At 51.7% G+C, this 2,687-nt stretch carries 3 protein-coding genes; 2 read left to right on the top strand and 1 reads right to left on the bottom strand.

What is annotated here, in order from left to right:
* Together GX117_10605 and GX117_10600 are read left to right on the top strand one after the other, a co-directional pair.
* A partial coding sequence (locus tag GX117_10605) for a sugar phosphate isomerase/epimerase (GenBank protein ID NLO33787.1) occupies nucleotides 1-328 on the top strand: 328 nt, incomplete at its 5' end.
* A 52-nt stretch (nucleotides 329-380) separates the two neighbouring features.
* Nucleotides 381-2,309: an ABC-F family ATP-binding cassette domain-containing protein gene (locus tag GX117_10600; protein ID NLO33786.1), complete on the top strand. Its 1,929-nt coding sequence runs from the start codon at nucleotides 381-383 to the stop codon at nucleotides 2,307-2,309.
* Nucleotides 2,310-2,409: 100 nt separating this feature from the next.
* Here the strand turns inward: GX117_10600 and GX117_10595 are convergent.
* Nucleotides 2,410-2,687 (bottom strand): hypothetical protein (locus GX117_10595; protein NLO33785.1); only part of this gene is annotated, 278 nt, incomplete at its 5' end.

Here is a 2,687-nt window from a genome sequence, read left to right as displayed (position 1 = left end):
TCTCATCATGGATACCTTCCACCTCTTCCGAGGCGGCAGCGGGTTCAATGGACTGGGCTTGATTCAAGGGGATCTCATCGCCAATTTCCACGTTAACGATGTACCCGCCGATGTGCCCCGTGAAGAGCAGGGCGATGAACACCGCATCTATCCAGGCGATGGTATTCTGCCTACCTCCCAAATTTTACAGACCCTCCAAAAGATCGGTTATGACAAGGCGCTGTCCCTGGAAATTTTCAAACGGGAATATTGGGAACTGCCGCCTGAACAGGTAGCCGCGGACGGTCTTCGCAAACTTCGTACCTGCATCGCCAATGCCGCGCTTTAAGCAGCATACACTGGGCAGCATCGTGTAATTTTTAAATGATAGTACCGGGATCATGGTTTCAACAATACCTGCAAGAGTAGTGCTAGGCGCGCAAGATATCAGCCACCGTTTCGGGGCGCAGCCTATTTTATCGGCTGTGTCCTTAACCCTTCATGAATCGGATCGCATCGGACTCATCGGCCATAACGGCTGCGGAAAATCTACGCTGCTGCGCATACTCGCAGGCACGTTGAACCCCGACGAAGGGACTGTCACCTATACCCAAGGTATACGGACAACGCTGCTCGAACAGCAAGCTGCCTTGGACCGCTCGAAGACGGTTCGGCAAAGTCTGCAAGATGCCACGGCTGATTTGCGCGGCTTATTTGAGCAATGGCGACGGATCCATGACCGGCTCACCGAAAACCAAAGCGCCGGCATCTCCGACGCTGCCCTTGAACAAGAATGTATGGAACTGGAACATCAGCTGGACGCCTCGCGCGCGTGGGATTTGGACACCGAAATAAAAAAAATAAGTTCGGAACTGCGATTGCCCGATCCCGATCAACGGCTTGATTCTTTGTCGGGAGGCGAGCTGCGGCGTGTTGATTTGGCTGCTAAACTCCTGACCCGGCCCGATGTCTTGCTGTTGGACGAGCCCACCAACCACATTGATACCGAAAGTGTGGCATGGATAGAGCGATTTTTGGAAAATTACGACGGCGCCGGCATACTCGTTACCCATGACCGTTATTTTTTAGATCGGGTTGTCAATCGCATCGTCGAAATTAATCACGGCTCCCTCTTAAGCTTTCCCGGAAATTACGAACGCTTTTTGGAATATAAGGCGTCGTTGGAAGAAGTGCAACAAAAAACCGAGGCGAACCGACAAGCCCTGATCAAGCGCGAACTGGAATGGTATCGGCGCAGCCCCAAAGCGCGCGGCACCAAAGCACGGGCACGTATTGACCGGCTGCAGGATGCGCAAGCCCAAGGGCCGCCGCCGGCAAGCAAAAAATTTTCCTTTGCTATTCCGGAACCCGAAAGACTGGGCAAAGATATTCTCGAAGCAAAATTGATTTCCCATAGCTACGGGGATCAGCGCTTATTTCACCAATTCTCTTTGTACATGCAAAAGGGGATGCGCATGGGGATCATGGGGCCCAATGGCTGCGGAAAATCTACCCTGCTCCGCGTTTTGATGGCCCGGGAAACGCCCGATTCCGGCGACGTGATTATTGGCGCTACTACCCGTTTCTTATACGTAGATCAGGTGCTCGCCGATATGGATCCGCAAAGCACTGTCCTTGAGTTTGTATCGGACGGACAACGGCATGTGGAGGTGGGGCGGCAACGCATTCATGTGCCTTCCTACCTTGAGTCCTTTCTTTTCGATAAGAGCTGTGCCGATATGCCGTTGGGACGCTTATCAGGCGGTGAAAAGCGACGCGTTAATCTAGCCAAAAAAATGTTGCGCGGCGGAAATTTTATCGTCTTTGATGAACCCACCAATGATTTGGATCTCTATACGCTGCGCGTGCTGGAGGAAACCATTGAAAGCTTCGAAGGCTGCGCACTTCTTGTGAGTCACGACCGCTATTTGCTCAATCGTTTGTGTACCCACATGCTCATTTTCGAAGAAGACGGAAAAATTACTCAGATCACGGGCAACTACAACGATTACTTGCAATACTGCCGCCGCAGAGCCGAAGACGAGAAGAGTAAACGGATCAAGGAATCACAGACGAAAGCTGCCTTGCCAAGCACACCAAAGCCGCGCGCAGGACTCACCTACAAAGAAAAGAAAGAGTACGCGGCCATGGAAGAAACGATTCTTGCCGCGGAGCAAGAAGTAGCAAGGCTGCACCGTCTCGTAAATGACGCAGGCTTCTACTGCGAGGATTATTCAAAAACACAGGAAGTGCTCCAACAGCTCAAGAATGCAGAGGTGGAAGTATCACGCCTCTACACACGCTGGGAAGCCTTGGAAGCAAAGCAATAAGCAGATGCTGCCGAAACCTAGCCAAAGGGTATAGCGCCGCAAGTTTCAAACAATGCAGTACCTCGCAGAACCACTTTTCCTATGGCTGTCTACATCTAGATTATTGTGAGGAGAAAAGACCGATGATACCGCCGACACTGGGCAGGATGGGTTGGGTCGCGCCCAAATCCATACTCACCGTATTGTCTTGACCTGGCGCGGGCGGTACATAAGGAATCCAATCGACATGGCCGTCCATGAATAATACGTTGCAGCCGCCGGGCACATGATTAAAAAATACAATGGCCCCGTAATTGCCGAAAAGATCCATCATGGTAAAAAGATTGCTTTGCGCCATGGCGGAGGTCTGAGGATTGTTCACATCGGTAATCATGAAGC

Source organism: Candidatus Hydrogenedentota bacterium (genome assembly GCA_012523015.1).
In the GTDB taxonomy this organism is placed as follows: Bacteria; Hydrogenedentota; Hydrogenedentia; order Hydrogenedentales; family CAITNO01; genus JAAYBJ01.
Note: the sequence above shows the minus strand (reverse complement) of the source record. Positions and strands in the feature narration are given on the sequence as shown.